This window comes from Nocardia sp. NPDC004573, from assembly GCF_053602135.1.
The window spans coordinates 66314-80546 of the sequence record NZ_JBSGDA010000007.1 but is presented as its reverse complement, the minus strand read 5'-3'; the positions used below and the strand labels follow the sequence as shown (position 1 = coordinate 80546).

Sequence of the window (14233 nt, the reverse complement as noted above, 5' to 3'; positions counted from 1 at the left end):
CTTCGCCCGTCACGGCGTGGTCGTCGGTTGAGTTTCCGATCGAGCCGCCGCGGGTGTCGCCGTTGCGCGGGACCGGCCGGGCGCCCAGACGCCGATGAGGATCGCGGCGACGAAGGTGATGACGGCCAGCGCGAGCGCGGACTGCCCGGCGCCGTGCACGAAAGCCGACTCGGCGAATTCGGCCAGGGGCGCGGCTTGTGGGCCCATCCGCTCGGTGGTCTCCAGCGCGGCGGCCAGCGAGTCGCCGACCGGTTCGCGGATCTGATCGGGCAGTCGCGGCAGGGCGGGCGCGATGCGGTGGGTGTATCCGGCGGCCAGGATGCTGCCCGCGATGGCGATGCCGATCGCCGCGCCTACTTCCCGCGCCGCGTCGTTCACAGCCGCCGCGACGCTGTGCTTCTGCACCGGGGTGCCCGCGATGATCGCGGCCGTCGCCGGCGCGGCGCACAGGCCGGTCCCCGCACTCATGATCAGCAACGGCCAGAGCAGGTCGAGGTAAGTGGTGTCGACCTCGACGCGGGAGAGCGCGACGAGCGCTATGCCGATGATCACCAACCCGCCCGCGATCGGCAGCCGCAGTCCGACCCGTTCGGCGAGTCGTGGCGCCACCGCCGAGACGGCCACCATCGGCACCATCATCGGCGCCATCGCCAGCGCCGACACGATCGGCCGGAAGCCGAGGATCAGCTGCAGGAACTGCACCATCAGCAGAAAGGTTCCGAAGCACACGAGAAACTGGAGCGTCACCGAGGCCGTGCCGGAGCCGAACCCGCGATCGGCGAACAGGCGCAGATCCAGCAGGGGATGCGCCACCCGCGTCTCGATCACCACGAACGCCGCGGCCGCCACGACCGCCGTGACGGCGGCGCCGATCACCACCGGGTCCGCCCATCCGCGCTCGGGCGCCGTGATCGCCGCGGACACCAACGATCCGACGGCTGCGGCCGAGGTGATCGCGCCCCACGCGTCCAGCCGGGGACGAGCACGGTCGACCGATTCCGGCAGCGTGCAGCCCGCGACCATCAGAACCAGTCCCGCCACGGCCATGGCGAGAAAGATCGACACCCACGACCACCACTCCAGCAACAGGCCAGAGCCGAGAATGCCGAGCACCGCGCCCGCACCGGCGACGCCCGCCCACAGCCCCACGGCATTGCCCCGGCGCGCTTCGGGAAACCCGGCTGTGATCAGGGACAGTGTCGAAGGCATGACGAGCGCGGCGCCCACCCCGGCCGCAGTCCGGCCCGCGATCAGCCAGCCGGGCGTGTCCAGCAGTGCTGGAGTCGCCGAGGCCGCAGCGAAGACGAACAGCCCGATGATCAGTACTGTGCGCCGCCCGTAACGGTCACCGAGCGCGCCGGCGGGCAGGACCAGGCAGGCCAGCGCCAGGGTGTACCCGTCGACGACCCAGGTGAGCTGCTGCTGGCCGGCGCCCGTCGCGGCGGCGATCTCCGGCAGCGCGGTGTACAGGGCGGCCATCGACGCGATCACCAGCGCGACGGTGAGACACGAGATCGTCAGCATCCAGCGCTGAGCGGCGGACAACTGTGTCGTAGTGGACTCCACGGTGCCTCCCTGGCAGTGCGAAACTGTCGGTATCGCTACGCTACTATCAGTATCATAAGTTTGCGCGATGGCGATAGACGCGGCGGAGGAGGATCGTTCGACCCATGACCGGTGCTGCCGACCCGACGCTGCGCGAGTCCCCGCAAGACGACGACGTCGATCCGCGCAAGCTGCGCTCCCGTGCCAGGCTGCTGGACGCCGCGACCGCGCTGTTGAAATCCGGTGGGCTGGAAGCGGTCACCGTCGAGGCGGTCACGACCATGTCGAAGGTCGCCCGCACCACGCTGTACCGGCATTTCGACAACGCCATGCAACTGCGCGCGGCCACGCTCGAGCGCCTGCTTCCTCCGGTCATCGAGGCGACTACCGGTGGTCCGCTGCGGCAGCGGCTGATCGATCTGCTCAGCAGGCAGGCCGCGGTCGTCAACGAGGCCCCGCTGCAGGTGTCCACCCTGGCCTGGCTGGCGACCGGCGAGCGCGGGGAACCGGGCGCGGGACCGGCGTTCACGTCGCTGCGCCGTCGGCTCGTCGAGCAGTACCGCCGGCCGTTCGACCAGCTGTTCGGAGATCCGGACGTGCGCGCGCAGCTCGGCGATCCGGACGTGACGTTCGCGCTGACCCAGCTCGTCGGCCCGATCGTCTTCGCCAGGTTGGTCGGACTACCGCCGGTCACACCTGTCGAGTGCGCCCGGCTGGTCGACGATTTCCTGGCCGCACGGGCAAGCGACCGCCACGCGGCCGAGCGCCCCGGACGCGTGGACGAGGCCGATCCGAACGGCAGGTAGGCTCGGCGTGCTCGGCGGACGACGAGGAAACCGGTGGAAGTCCGGTGCGGTCGCGCCACTGTAGAAAGCCAGACCCTCCCCGGCGAGCAGCGAACCCCCCGATGGGCGCGTCACCCGAGGAAGGCTGCCACCCGTGATTGTGCTGTTGTCCACGTCCGACACCGATCTGCTCAGTGCCCGCGCCAGCGGCGCCGACTACCGTTGGGCGAATCCGGCTCGCCTGCTGATCGACGACCTCCCCGGCCTGCTCGACGGCGCCGATCTGGTGATCGTCCGTATCCTCGGCGGCAAACGGGCCTGGGAGGACGGGCTGGAGGCACTGCGCGCCAGCGGCATTCCGCTCGTCGCGCTCGGCGGCGAGATCGCGCCCGATGCCGAGCTGATGGAATGCTCCACCGTCCCGGGCGGTGTCGCGGCCGACGCGCACAACTACCTCGCCGCCGGTGGCCCCGAGAACCTGCGCCAGCTGCACAATTTCCTGTCCGACACCGTGCTGCTGACCGGCCACGGCTTCGAGCCGCCGGTCCAGTTGCCCAGCTGGGGTGAACTGGACCGGGTCGCCGCCGAGCCGGCCGACGGGCCGACCGTCGCGGTGATCTACTACCGTGCGCAGCATCTGGCGGGCAACACCGCCTACGTCGACGCGCTGTGCACCGCGATCGAGCAGTCGGGCGCGCGGGCGTTGCCGCTGTACTGCGCGTCGCTGCGTACCGCCGAACCCGAATTGCTCGCCACCCTGCGCCGGGCCGACGCGCTGGTGGTGACGGTGCTGGCCGCGGGCGGCACCAAGCCCGCCACCGCGTCGGCGGGCGGCGAGGACGAGGCTTGGGATGTCGGCGCGCTCGCCGACCTGGACGTGCCCATCCTGCAAGGGCTGTGCCTGACCACCGGCCGGGCCCAATGGGAGGCCAACGACGACGGACTGTCGCCCCTGGACGTCGCCACCCAGGTGGCGGTGCCGGAGTTCGACGGCCGAATCATCACGGTCCCGTTCTCGTTCAAGGAGTTCGACGCCGACGGCCTGTCCACGTACGTCCCCGATCCCGAGCGCGCCGCACGCGTCGCGGGCATCGCGACGCGCTACGCGCGGCTGCGCCACATCCCCGCCGCGCGCAAGCGCATCGCGGTCATGCTGTCGGCCTACCCGACCAAGCACGCCCGCATCGGCAACGCCGTCGGCCTGGACACCCCGGCCAGCGCCGTCCGCCTGCTCACCGAAATGCGTTCCGCGGGTTACGACCTCGGCTCTCCCGGCGAGATCCCCGGCCTGGACGAGCAGGACGGCGACGCGCTCGTCCACGCGTTGATCGCGGCTGGCGGCCAGGACCCCGACTGGCTCACCGCCGAGCAGCTCGAGGGCAACCCGATCCGCATCGGCGCGGCCACCTACACGGCCTGGTTCGACACCCTGCCCGAGGACCTGCGGGACGCCGTCGTGGCAGCGTGGGGACCGCCGCCGGGGGAACTGTACGTCGACCGCTCGGCCGACCTGGACGGCGAGATCGTCATCGCCGCCATGCGTTTCGGCAATGTCGTGCTCATGGTGCAGCCGCCGCGCGGTTTCGGCGAGAACCCGGTCGCGATCTACCACGATCCCGATCTGCCCCCGAGCCACCACTACCTGGCGGCATACCGGTGGCTCAGCGCGCCCGAAGGCTTCGGGGCCGACGCGATGGTGCACCTGGGCAAGCACGGGAACCTGGAGTGGCTGCCGGGTAAGACGCTGGGCATGTCGGCCTCCTGCGGCACCGACGCGGCCCTCGGCGACCTGCCGCTGATCTACCCGTTCCTGGTGAACGACCCCGGTGAGGGCACTCAGGCCAAGCGTCGCGCGCACGCCACCTTGGTGGATCACCTGATCCCGCCGATGGCCCGCGCCGAAAGCTACGGCGACATCGCCCGTCTGGAGCAACTGCTCGACGAGCACGCCAACATCTCCGCGCTGGACCCCGCCAAGCTGCCCGCCATCCGCCAGCAGATCTGGACGCTGATGCGCGCGGCGAAGATGGATCACGACCTCGGCCTCACCGAGCGCCCGGACGAGGACTCCTTCGACGACATGCTGCTGCACGTCGACGGCTGGCTGTGCGAGATCAAGGACGTGCAGATCCGCGACGGCCTGCATGTGCTCGGACAAGCCCCGGCGGGGGAGAGCGAACTGGACCTGGTGCTGGCCATGCTCCGCGCGCGCCAGTTGTGGGGCGGGGAACGCACCGTGCCCGGTCTGCGGGAAGCCCTCGGTCTCGACGAGTCGGGTGGGGAAGCGCGCGAGCGCGTGGACGCCGCGGAGGAGCGGGCCCGGGCTCTGGTCGGCGCATTGCAGGCGGCGAACTGGTCCCCGGACGCGGTCGACGGCCTGACCGACGCCCCGGATGTCCGCCGGGTGCTGCGGTTCGCGGCGACCGAGGTCGTGCCGCGCCTGCGGCAGACCGGTGTGGAGATCGAGCGGGTGCTGCACGCGCTCGACGGCGGGTTCATCCCGGCCGGCCCGAGCGGTTCGCCGTTGCGCGGCCTGATCAACGTCCTGCCCACCGGGCGCAATTTCTACTCGGTCGACCCCAAGGCGGTCCCGTCCCGGTTGGCCTGGGAAACGGGGCAGGCCATGGCGGAATCCCTGCTCGAGCGCTATCGCGCCGACCACGGCGAATACCCGCGGTCGGTGGGCCTGTCGATCTGGGGCACCTCCGCCATGCGCACCTCGGGCGACGACATCGCCGAAGTCCTGGCGTTGCTGGGTGTCCGGCCGGTCTGGGACGAGGCGAGCCGCCGAGTCAGTGCGCTCGAGGCGATCTCGACCGCGGAGCTGGGCCGCCCCCGCATCGATGTCACCGTGCGCATCAGCGGCTTCTTCCGGGACGCCTTCCCGCACGTGCTCGCCTTGCTCGACGACGCGGTCCGCCTGGTCGCCGACCTGGACGAGCCCGGCGAGACGAACTACGTGCGGGCGCACGCCCAGGCCGATCTCGCCGAGCACGGCGATCGGCGGCGCGCCACCACCCGCATCTTCGGCTCCAAGCCCGGCACCTACGGAGCGGGTCTGCTGCAGCTGATCGATGCGAAGAGCTGGCGCACCGACGACGACCTCGCCCAGGTGTACACCACCTGGGGCGGCTACGCCTACGGCCGTGACCTCGACGGAGCGCCCGCCGCCGAGGACATGCGCGGCGCGTACCGCCGGATCGCGGTGGCGGCCAAGAACACCGACACCCGCGAACACGACATCGCCGACTCCGACGATTATTTCCAGTTCCACGGCGGCATGATCGCCACGGTGCGCGCGCTGACGGGCCAGAATCCCGAGGCCTACATCGGCGACAGCACCCGCCCGGACGCGGTGCGCACCCGGACGCTGTCCGAGGAGACGGCGCGGGTGTTCCGGGCCCGTGTGGTCAATCCCCGGTGGCTCGAGGCCATGCGCAGGCACGGCTACAAGGGCGCGTTCGAAATGGCGGCGACCGTCGACTACTTGTTCGGCTACGACGCCACCACCAACGTGGTGGCCGACTGGATGTACGAAAAGCTGACGGAGAGCTACGTTTTCGACGAGGTGAACCGGAAGTTCATGGAGCAGTCCAATCCGTGGGCGCTGCACGGCATCGCGGAGCGGCTGCTCGAGGCGGCCGAGCGGAAACTGTGGGAACACCCCGAATCCGACACGCTCGATCGGCTGCGGCAGGTCTACCTGGAGACCGAGGGGGAGTTGGAGTAGCGCACACCACCTCCCGTCTTAGCTGAAAGATTGCCGAAAACCCTGGCTTGCAAGACATTCCGGGCATTCCCCCGTGTCGTAAATGATGATGCACTACGTCTATAATCGCTAGTGTTTCACGGCTGTACCCAGGTAACGACAGATCGAATCTGCTGAGGATGGGAAGGCTCATGAAGTTCAGAGAATTGGTTGCGACCACGCTGCTGACCATCGCCGCCACCGGCGTGACCGCGGCGACCGCGTACGGGCAACCCGAGATCTACGACCCCGTTGTGCGCGGATACGACAGCGGCGTCGCCTACACCGCGTCCGTCGCGCCGGACCGCACGAGCGCCGCGGTGACACTCGCCGACGGGACGTTCGCCCGCACGCCGGAGGGGGTCGCGGTGGTGGCGGCCGACGGGTCGGTCGTGACCACGGTGCCGACGACCATGGTGTCCATGTTCGGTCAGCAGGTCGAAGTGGCGCCCGAGATCGATGCGGCCGGGACGACGTTGACGTTGACTCCGGTCGGAGCCGCCATCCCGGAACCGGGTGCGCCGCAGTTCATCGGTGACGCCGGCAGCACGCTGGGCGGGGTCGCGATCGGGTGTGCCATCGGGGCGCTGGTCGGTCTGGTCTTCTTCATCGTCGGGGTCTTCCCCGGCTGCGTGGTCGGCGGTCTCATCGGCGCCGCCGCGGGCGCCAGCCGGTAGTGCGGGTCTGATTCGCAGTCGCCGGCATCGGCCGCGCTCGGCGTCGAGCGCGGCCGTTCGCTTGCCCAGGGTGATGCGATCCGCCGCTATCCTCGTCCGGCCGCCCGCTGGAAACGTGCGGCGGTGGCCGCCAAGTGCTCGGCCAGCGCGGGGGAGTCCAAGATCTCGAAGTCGACATCGGCGAGGCCGAGATACAGTGTCAGCAACTGAGGTGAGTCCGAACCCACTTGCGCGACACAGTGTTCCGGACCGTCCGGTGCCACCTGCACCGCCGCGGGCAGCCGAGCCCGGATCACCTCGGCGGGGGCGGCCATGCGAACCCGGGCGCGGTAGCGCCAGGTGGCAGCGCCCACGCCGCGCTGTACTCGCTCGGCGATCTCCTCCTCGGACACGATGCGAGGGGTGAACCGCGGCCCGTTCGGGATCTTCGGCGTGATCCGGTCGAGGCGGAAGGTGCGCCAGTCGCCGCGTCCCACATCCCAGGCGACCAGATACCAGCGGCCCGACCAATGCACCATCCGGTGCGGCTCGGCATCGCGGCTGGATCGGGTACCGTCGTGACTTTCGTAGTCGAAACGCAATCGTTCACTCGTCCGGATCGCGCCCGCCACCGCGGTGAGCACCGCCGCGTCCACGGTCGACTGTGCGCCGCCGGGCACGTGCACAGTGGCCGCCGTCAACGACTCGAACCGGTGCCGTAATCGCGACGGCAGCACCTGCTGCAGTTTCGCCAGTGCTCGCACCGATGTCTCCGCGATGCCGGTGACCGCGCCGTTGGCGGCGGTGACCAGTCCGACCGCCACCGCGACGGCCTCGTCGTCGTCCAGCAGCAACGGCGGCATCGCCGACCCTGCCCCGAGCCGGTAGCCGCCCGCGACGCCGGGCGTGGCGTGCACGGGGTATCCGAGCGTTCGCAACCGCTCGACATCGGTGCGGATGGTCCGAGTGGACACGCCGAGCCGTTCGGCCAGCGCGGGCCCGGTCCAGTCGCCCCGGAGCTGTAACAGCGACAGCAGCCGCAACAGGCGTGCGGAGGTTTCCAGCATCGGTCGATCATGACAGGTATCGCGGAAGGGTTTCTTCCGCGAAGTCCGTCAGCCCGCCTGTGTCATGCACGGCTCCACGGTGAAATCGAGGCCGAAGTTGTTCAAGGTGACCGGCAGCGGAGCGTCGGGGTTCGGCCGCGGGGTGGACCGCAGCCGGAAGTCGGCGGAGGTCAACAGGTGCGCGAGCAGCGTGCTGGTGACGAACAGCACCAGGTTGCGGCCGGGGCAGTCGGCGGGACCCGCGCTGAACGGCACGAGCTGGGGATACTGCTGCGCGCGGCCGTCGAGCCAGATCTCCGGGACGAACTGGTCGGCGAACGGCAGCAGCTCGGCGTCGCGGTGGAACGCGGGCACCGCGATCATGAGGGCGGCGCCCGCCGCGATGGTGAAGCGCTCCTCGCCGTCGCGCCACTGGGTGTCGGCGGTGATGTCGCGCAGCAATATGGGCGTGGTCGGCCACAACCGCACCGATTCGAGCACGCAGGCGCGCAGATAGCCGCGCAGATCGACGCGGTCGGGATCGACGGCGTCGGCGAGCGCGCGGGCATGGTGCTCGGGATGGGTGCTCAGCACCGCCAGTGCCCGGCTCAGCGCGATGCCCGCCGCATCGAAGGCGAACAACCAGTGCGGTATCTGCCCGACCGGATCGGTAGCCCCGCCCGCAGGCACCGCGGACAGCGCCCCGGCGAGGCTGTCCGGGGGAGCCGACTCCACGTGCCGGTACAGCCGATTGGTGAACTGATCACGCTGCCTGCGGTGCGCGGGCGCCAGGAACGACCAATTGCCCGCCGAGCGCAGCCGGGACAATTCGTCGGTGAGCACGGTGTCGTCGCGCCCCCGCTCGCCCAGGACGATCCGTCGTACCAGCCGCCACCAACGGATGGTGAACTGCCGCGCGTCCAGGTGACCGCGGTGCAAGGCCGCCACGATCAGCTCGCGCGCCTCCTGCGCGATGGCCTCGGCGAACGGCCCGGCCAGGCGATGCAGCGGCTCGGCCGAATCCAGCGCGGCCTCGTTCACGGCCCGGCGCTGGTCACGAATCGGGCCCTCGGACAGCAGGACGCCGTGGGGCTGGAACTGGCGCAGTGCGGCACGCTTCTCGCGATTGGCCGGGTGGAACGGTGTCGGCGCGTCGGCCAGCACCCGCCCGACGTCATGCGGATCGAGGACTACCACGATCCGGCGCCCCGGCACCACGAGCTCGACCGGGCCCGCGCCGAACTCCCGCCGCAACTGCCGCACGCGCTCGATCGCCCGGGAGTCTGCCCCGGTGCGTTCCAGCAAGCCGAGCACCGGCCGACGCCGGGCGATGACGCCTGAGGCGACCGAGGCGAATCCGAGATCCGCCAACGCCGCCACCGCGGGCACTCCCACCAGTCGGTGTTCGCGGTTTTCTGCCATACGGCCTCCTCCCGGTGCGCTCAGGTCGACACGATGCCGACGACCGGGCACATACCCGGCGACGCCGGGGTCGAAACCGCGGCGGGGTCCGGGCGGCGCCGAGATGGCGCCGGGGAAGCTCAGCTGGGGGTCTGGGTCTCGTCCACCGCGAGCGCGTCCTCGACCGAGTCGAACACCGTGAGCAACCGGTCCAAGGCGGTCACCTCGATCGGCCTGCGCGCCGCGTCGCTGGGGACGACGCGCAGGCCGCCCGAGCCGGTGGCCTCCGAAGCCGCCAACAGCACGCTGAGACCGGCGGAGCCGAGGAACCCGACGTTCGACATGTCCACCACGACCGCGGCCGGCCCGTCGCGCAGGGCCTCGTCGAGCGCCGATTGCAAGCGTGGCGCGGACGCCATGTCGATCTCGCCGTGCACGGTGACCACCACCGTGTCCTCCGCCGACCGCACCTCGACCTCCAGCGCCCGGGGCGCGCTTTCGGAACTCACAATCCACCTCCCGTGCCGGCGACGCGTCCTCGGCAGTACGTCACGTCGACCTCTCCGGTTCGCTCCTCTTACGCACGCAGGGCACGGCGCAGAGCGCGAGCATTCCGCGGTCAACTTACCCCATCGCGGCTCGGGGCAATCACACTGCTGTGTCGTCCCCCTGCGAGCGGGCGGTATCGCGGGATCGGAGGTTGCCGTCGCACCGGCCCGGAAGTCGCCGTTCGACGGAGTCGCTGCGCCGAACCCGCCCCGCGCGAGAGGTGTGATCTGCCGACCGCGATCTGTACCAAGTCATTACGCCGGCGCAGTTGAGGAGCCTCGGCGCCTCGTCGCCACGACGGCAGCCCGCACGCCGTCCCCAGGACAGCGAACGCCGCCGCCATGGTTCGGAGTTCCTCTGGGGAGTGTCCGAACTCACGACGGCGGCGATGAATTCGAGCGGCGGCGCCGCGCTCGGATGGGTAGCTATTCCGGCCAAGTGCCGGTGAGCGATTCGTAGCCCGTCGCGCCCGCGCGATCGATCGCTGCCTTGACCAAGCCGAAGACGGCGCCCTGCAGCGCCGCGGCGAACAGCACCTCGCGCCAGGAATGATCCCGCGCGGTAGAGGTGGGGGCCTGCTTCTCGCCCGTGATCTGCCGCCACACCTTGGTGAACACGGCGTTCGCCGCGAGGCCGCCGAGCACGCTGATCGCCAGGCCGAGCGGTTTGTAGAGCGTCTTCATCGCCGCCTCCGCACGATCTGCCACACCAGCGCCGCGAGCACGCCCGCGCCGATCGCGGCCGGGATGGGATACGCGCGCAGCGTCCCACCGGCCTGCCTGCCGCGTTCGGCGACCGGCTCCGGTGTCGCCGCCGCCACGCGGTGGGCGAGGTCCGCGGCGCCGGTGCGGGCCTGCTGGGCCTTGTCCGCGACCGCGAGCGCCGCCTCCGACGCCGCGTGCTGCGTCGCCTCGACGGCGTCGTGCGCCTTCTCCTTACTCCGCGCGGGCACATCCAGCTTGTGGCCGAGCTCTTCGACCGTCCTGCCGAGCTCCGCTCGGGCCTGGTCGCGGTCGCGCCGCAGGGCCTCGACGTCGTCGGTGGACTGCCCGGCCCCGGGTCGGCTGTCAGTCATCCCCGCCTCCTGTCCTTGATCATCTCGATGTCCTCGCGCACGCCCTCGACCGCCTCCTGCGGTATCGGCGGATTCGCGTGCTCCACGCTCTTCTTCCCGGACAGTCCGAGGATCGCCGCGACCACCAGCAGCGCGCCCGCGACGATGAGCGCGGCCGCCCAGCCCGGTAGCACCTCGGTGAGGCCGAGTACCGCCGCCGCGACCAACGCGGCCCCTCCGTAGAACGCCAGGAGCGCCGCGACGCCGGCCAGGCCCGCGCCGAGGCCGAACCGTTTTCCCTTCTCGCGCATCTCGACCCGGGCGAGCTGGAGCTCGTCCCGGATGAGCCGGGACACCTGGGCCGTGGCGTCCTCGACGAGTTCGGTGACCGATCGCGCGTTCGCGGGCGGGCGAATTTGTGTCGTCTCGGTCATGAGACCTCCTTCGGCATGTCACACCTCCTGCACGGCGACTACCCGCGCACCCGGATTCCAATCGGGGCGTCGGGGTGGGCCGGTCGCGGCGTGGTATTCGGTGCGCGCGGACGGCCGACGCGCGGCGACGATCCCGGTCACGCTTCGAAAGGCTTGCCGCGCAGACGAAGTGGCCGCGCGGTCAGGTGAGGTAAGGGCCGACGTGCGGAATGGCCTCGACCGGATGCCGTGCCTGCACGCCCGCGCCGACGGCCTCGAAGTGCCAGCCCCCGTCCCCGCGCCGCACCCGGCCGAGCACCAAGCCGGGATAGGCGCCGCCGGTCAGCTCGTGGCGGGCGAGCTGGGTGCCCGCCACGGTGTCGACCACGCGGCAGTAGGCGTTCGCGATCCGCTCGAACGTCTGGCCGGTGTAGCAGGTGACGAGGAAGAGCACCGTCGTGACGTGCGCGGCGAGGCGGGACAGATCGACGCTCACGATCTCGTCGTCGCCCGCGCCTTCCCCGGTCAGGCTGTCGCCGTGCAGACGAACCGAACCGTCCGCCGAGCTGAGCTGCTCGTGATAGACGACGTCGACGAGCCGGTCCGCGGCGAAGAGCAGGGCCGCGATGTTCAGGTCGATCTCCGCGCGCCGGCCGAACAAGCGCGAGCGAGAGGCCGGGTCCCAGCCGAGGGCCACGGTGACATGCTCGAGCGGCGCGCCGCGCTCGTCGCGTAGCTCGGTCGGCATCGGTGTCCTCCTGTGCGTCGGGACGCGGGTCCGGCGCGGCCGGTCCCGCCGTGGTGCGCAGCCGGCCTCCGGGCGAACACCGGAATGATTCCGGCGGACGAAAAGAGTACCGGTATTCGCGCCCGATCCGGCGAGAATCCAATCCGTGCGGCCGTTCGCCGCGAAGTCAAGGCATGCGGGTTGGCACAGGGCAGGTGCGCCGAGACCGCGGCGCGGGACCCACCTCGCGCGGTCGGTCGCCTGCGGAGTCCCCGGTCCGTTCGCCCGGCGCGATGGCGGCGAACGCGCGACCGGTGGACGAAACTCCTCCGGCGCTCCGGGCCGGGGCCGAGGGCGGCGGGCCATGACCGGCACCGAGCCGTGCCGCGCGGACCTGCTGGACTTGGCCTACCCCTACGCGATGGACGCGGTGGCGGAGATCGAACGCAGGCACATCGATCACCGGCTCGCGACGGCCGATTCCGGGACCGCCGCGGCGTTCGCGGCCGCGGTGCACGGGGTCCGGGAGACGCTGGCGGCACTGAGCGCGACCGCGGCGGTGAACCCGCCGCCCACACTGGAGGCGAAGATTCTGCGGGCGATCGACGACTCCGGCCCGGATCCGCGCCACTGCGGCGGTGACCTGCGCCGGCTGTCCGGTCGTCGCCGGGCGATCCGGCTGGCGCTGGCCGCCGCGGTGGCCATCGGAGCCGGTGTGGGCGCCGTGGTGGTGGCCGACCGGGTCGCGGGGTCGCACGTCGAGCCGGTCGCGGGCGACCAGATCCTGCGGCAACCGGACGCGCGGTCCCGGTCGATCGAGCTGCCTGTGGGCGGCACCCTGACGGTGAGCACGTCCGACCGGCTCGGGGCCGTCACGGTCGGCTTCGACGCGGTACCCCCGCCGCCGCCCGGACGGTCCTACCAGCTCTGGGTGGTGTCCGCCACGGGCGCGGCCCGCTCGGCGGGCGTGCTGACCACGATGCCGCCGCTGGGCGTGACGACCGAGTTCGCCCCGGCGGACGTCTTGGCCCTCACGATCGAACCCGCGCCGGGTTCGCCGCGTCCGACCTCGGCGCGGCTGGCTGTCGTCCCGCTCGGCTGATCGGGTCGAGCTCCGCGTTTCACGGCTGGTCGCATCCTTCGAGGGTCGCGCGCGCCACCGCCTCGACGACGTCATCGATCTCACCGCGCGCCCGCAGCGCCGCGATCTGGCGGTGCGCGCCGTTACCGCGAGCGAGCAGGCGTGCGAACGCCTCCTCGACGAACCGGCGGTCGCCTGTCTCGTCCAACGCGGGCCCGACGTGCTCGATCAGCCGGTACAGCAGGTCCCGCATCGGCGTCACGTTGCCGTCACGGGGATCGACGCCGTCTCCGGCCAGTCCCGAACGGGCGGCCTTCCAGTACGCGGCCCGCAGCACCTCGGCGGGTACCGGCTGGGCGATCTGCCCGGCGGCAAGCGATTTGCGCGCCATACCGACGATCGCGCGCACCAGTGCCGCCAGCAGCGCGGTCTCCTCCACCGTGGCCGGGATGTCGCTGACCCGCACTTCGACGGTCGGGAACGAGACCGACGGACGGACATCCCAGTAGACCATCTGCTTGTCCAGGATGCTGCCGCTGTTCAGCATCATCGCGACCATCGCCTCGTAGTCGCGCGCGGACTCGAAGTACGGCGGTGGTCCGGCGCTGGGCCAGCGCCGCCACAGAATGCTGCGCCAGCTGGCGAAGCCGGTCTCGGAACCGCGGTAGATCGCCGAATTCGCGGTCATGGCCAGCAGGTGCGGCAACCACGGCCGAAGATGGTTGCTGATCTGGATCGCGGTCTCCTGGTCCGGGACGCCGACGTGGACATGACAGCCCGACAACCCCTGCTCATGGGCGAGCATGCCGAAGTTCTCGGCGATGCGTTGGTAGCGCGGGGTATCGGTGACCGGGAAGTCGTGCGGGACGGTCGGCGGGATGCCGACGGCGAGCAGGCGGGCGTCGTTGCGCTCGGCGCAGGCGGCGATGCCGCGGCGCAAGTCGCGCAGTTGCCGGTGCAGTGCGCCGATCTCGGTGTGCACCGCGGTGCTGGTCTCCACCTGGCAGCGGGTCAACTCGAGTTGCAGATCGATGCCGATCTCCTCGGCGGTGCGCGCGACTTCGACATTGCGTGCCAGCGGTTCGCCGGTGCCGGGATCGACGAGGAGGAATTCCTCTTCCACGCCGACGGTCAGGAGCCCATCGTCCATGTGGTCGCAATACCCAGGGCCCGGCCGCGTAGTCCAGCCGATCGCCAGGTCGCCGAGCAATCGTCATCCGTCGCGAAG

General features: G+C 71.1%; 13 protein-coding genes. 4 read left to right on the top strand and 9 right to left on the bottom strand.

What is annotated here, in order from left to right; all coding sequences use genetic code 11:
- Nucleotides 1-9: 9 nt before the first annotated feature.
- On the bottom strand, nt 10-1524 hold the full coding sequence (locus ACWEKR_RS13715) for an MFS transporter (protein ID WP_452354913.1): 1515 nt from the start codon (nt 1522-1524) through the stop codon (nt 10-12).
- Between the two features lie 146 nt (nt 1525-1670).
- On the opposite strand from ACWEKR_RS13715, the gene ACWEKR_RS13710 reads away from it, so the two are divergent.
- The 3 genes from ACWEKR_RS13710 to ACWEKR_RS13700 all read left to right on the top strand — a co-directional run bounded on the left by ACWEKR_RS13710 (nt 1671) and on the right by ACWEKR_RS13700 (nt 6755).
- Complete coding sequence (locus tag ACWEKR_RS13710) at nt 1671-2351, top strand: TetR/AcrR family transcriptional regulator (protein ID WP_452354742.1); 681 nt, start codon at nt 1671-1673, stop codon at nt 2349-2351.
- 133 nt (nt 2352-2484) lie between these two features.
- Nucleotides 2485-6060, top strand: a complete 3576-nt coding sequence (cobN, locus tag ACWEKR_RS13705) for a cobaltochelatase subunit CobN (RefSeq protein WP_452354741.1) — start codon at nt 2485-2487, stop codon at nt 6058-6060.
- Between the two features lie 170 nt (nt 6061-6230).
- The gene (locus tag ACWEKR_RS13700) at nt 6231-6755 is read left to right on the top strand and encodes a hypothetical protein (RefSeq protein WP_452354740.1); all 525 of its coding nucleotides are present in this window, start codon (nt 6231-6233) and stop codon (nt 6753-6755) included.
- An 86-nt stretch (nt 6756-6841) separates the two neighbouring features.
- On the opposite strand, the gene ACWEKR_RS13695 is transcribed toward ACWEKR_RS13700, so the two are convergent.
- From ACWEKR_RS13695 to ACWEKR_RS13665, 7 genes are all read right to left on the bottom strand, one after another.
- On the bottom strand, nt 6842-7801 hold the full coding sequence (locus ACWEKR_RS13695; protein ID WP_452354739.1) for a helix-turn-helix transcriptional regulator: 960 nt from the start codon (nt 7799-7801) through the stop codon (nt 6842-6844).
- Between the two features lie 48 nt (nt 7802-7849).
- On the bottom strand, nt 7850-9202 hold the full coding sequence (locus ACWEKR_RS13690) for a cytochrome P450 (RefSeq protein ID WP_452354738.1): 1353 nt from the start codon (nt 9200-9202) through the stop codon (nt 7850-7852).
- Between the two features lie 119 nt (nt 9203-9321).
- Nucleotides 9322-9690 carry an STAS domain-containing protein gene (locus ACWEKR_RS13685; protein WP_159844212.1) on the bottom strand — a complete coding sequence of 123 codons (369 nt, stop codon included), beginning with the start codon at nt 9688-9690 and terminating at the stop codon, nt 9322-9324.
- 465 nt (nt 9691-10155) lie between these two features.
- On the bottom strand, nt 10156-10413 hold the full coding sequence (locus tag ACWEKR_RS13680) for a DUF4235 domain-containing protein (RefSeq protein ID WP_159844214.1): 258 nt from the start codon (nt 10411-10413) through the stop codon (nt 10156-10158).
- The gene (locus ACWEKR_RS13675) at nt 10410-10805 is read right to left on the bottom strand and encodes a DUF3618 domain-containing protein (protein WP_195090458.1); all 396 of its coding nucleotides are present in this window, start codon (nt 10803-10805) and stop codon (nt 10410-10412) included. Before ACWEKR_RS13675 ends, ACWEKR_RS13680 begins: the two co-directional genes overlap by 4 nt.
- Nucleotides 10802-11218 carry a phage holin family protein gene (locus ACWEKR_RS13670; protein WP_159844218.1) on the bottom strand — a complete coding sequence of 139 codons (417 nt, stop codon included), beginning with the start codon at nt 11216-11218 and terminating at the stop codon, nt 10802-10804. The genes ACWEKR_RS13675 and ACWEKR_RS13670 overlap by 4 nt, the downstream gene beginning before the upstream one ends.
- 181 nt (nt 11219-11399) lie before the next feature.
- Nucleotides 11400-11945: a TerD family protein gene (locus tag ACWEKR_RS13665; RefSeq protein ID WP_452354737.1), complete on the bottom strand. Its 546-nt coding sequence runs from the start codon at nt 11943-11945 to the stop codon at nt 11400-11402.
- Between the two features lie 343 nt (nt 11946-12288).
- Here ACWEKR_RS13665 and ACWEKR_RS13660 point away from each other — a divergent pair, with 343 nt between their 5' ends.
- Nucleotides 12289-13026, top strand: coding sequence for an anti-sigma factor (locus ACWEKR_RS13660; RefSeq protein WP_452354736.1), 738 nt, complete (start codon nt 12289-12291; stop codon nt 13024-13026).
- 19 nt (nt 13027-13045) lie between these two features.
- Here the strand turns inward: ACWEKR_RS13660 and ACWEKR_RS13655 are convergent, their stop codons facing one another.
- Nucleotides 13046-14155: a glutamate--cysteine ligase 2 gene (locus tag ACWEKR_RS13655; RefSeq protein WP_452354735.1), complete on the bottom strand. Its 1110-nt coding sequence runs from the start codon at nt 14153-14155 to the stop codon at nt 13046-13048.
- Nucleotides 14156-14233: the final 78 nt, after the last annotated feature.